Raw genomic sequence first — 1,341 nt, 5'->3', positions numbered from 1 at the left:
CATGGATGCCGCGGCCAAGCCCCCATGGACGGGTTTACGGCGTCCCCCGCAACCGGACCCACCCCGCCATCCCACGGAATGCCCGCTTTTGCTGTTGCCGTTGCCGTCGATTCGGCAGGTGCAGGGCGCAGCCCTGCAAAAGAAACCCCCTACCTTACGGCCACCGCATCTCGCCCTTGGCCACCTTCGCACTCAACTCCAGCGACGCCACACCCGCCAGCTTCGGATAGCGCGCCTGCATCGCCTTCACCAACGCAGCGCTGTCCTTGGCCTTGGCTGTTTCAACATCGAAGGCACGGATGTACTCCGCCGTGAAGCGCAACGCACTGGCATCCAGTGCCGCGCCCTCTGCGTAGTGACCGGGCACCACCACCTTCGGCTTCAACGCCTGCAGCTGCTGCAGCGTGCGCAGCCAATCGGCGTGCGACTGCGGCGTCTGCGTATCGGCCAGCCACACATGCTCGCCGGCCACCACCGGAATGCCACCGACGATCGCGCGCAGCGACGGCACCCACAGCACGCTGCGGTCCGGCGTCGGTCCATCCAGGCCGATCAACGGCAGGCGCTGGCCTTCCAGCTGCAGTGCATCGCCTTCCAGTACGGCGGGCACCACGATGCGTGCGGGAACGTCGGCGCCCATCTTCGGCCCCCAGTACGCCAGCTTGCCGGCCTGGGATTCACGGATATGCGCCACGGTCTGCGCGGTGGCGACGATGCGCGCCTGCGGGAACGCGTCCTGCACGGTGGCCAGGCCGAAGTAATAGTCCGGATCGCCATGGCTGATGTAGATGGTGGTCAGCTGCTTGCCGCTGGCGCGGATCTGCTCGACCAGCCGGCGCGCATCGCCGGCAGCGAACTGCGCGTTGACCAGGATCGCGTCGTTGCGTCCTTCGATCAGCACCGAGGACACCGAGAACATCGCCTGCGGGCCGGGATGGAAGGTCTGCAGGCGCAGCTGGGATTTCGCGGCGCTGGCAGGCGCAGGCGCGGCCGGTGCGGCCAGCAGCGGGGTGCTGGCGAAACCTGCAGCCAGCGCGAGGGGGAACAGCAGGGCAGCGGTACGCATGGGAGGTGTCCTTTGGGATATCGAGCCGAGCGTGGGCTCGGCTTTACAGGTGGGTAGCGCCGGGCCATGCCCGGCGGGCGGGCAGGCCGGCGCGCGCCATGATCAGTAAGCCGCAGTGATGATCTGCTTCGGGTACTTGCGCGCTTCCAGTTCGGCGACGAACGCAGCGCCGTAGTCGGCGTAGCTGATGCGGCTGTGGCCGCTGGCATCGGCGAGGAAGGCCTTCGGCTGCACGCGATACTGCTCACGCTCTTCACCCGGGCCGATTTCGGCCG

Annotated in this window: 1 protein-coding gene and 1 pseudogene; both read right to left on the bottom strand. The window is 67.9% G+C overall.

Annotated elements, in window-relative coordinates:
* Window positions 1-154: 154 nt before the first annotated feature.
* Window positions 155-1,066: an MBL fold metallo-hydrolase gene (locus DBR20_RS02375; protein ID WP_108265057.1), complete on the bottom strand. Its 912-nt coding sequence runs from the start codon at window positions 1,064-1,066 to the stop codon at window positions 155-157.
* Between the two features lie 102 nt (window positions 1,067-1,168).
* Window positions 1,169-1,341 (bottom strand): annotated as a pseudogene (locus DBR20_RS23715) (NAD(P)-dependent oxidoreductase); the annotation flags it as partial.

This window comes from Stenotrophomonas sp. HMWF023, assembly GCF_003060985.1.
Taxonomy (GTDB): domain Bacteria; phylum Pseudomonadota; class Gammaproteobacteria; order Xanthomonadales; family Xanthomonadaceae; genus Stenotrophomonas; species Stenotrophomonas lactitubi.
The sequence above is the reverse complement of the archived record's forward strand: the minus strand, read 5'-3'. Positions and strand labels throughout refer to the sequence as shown.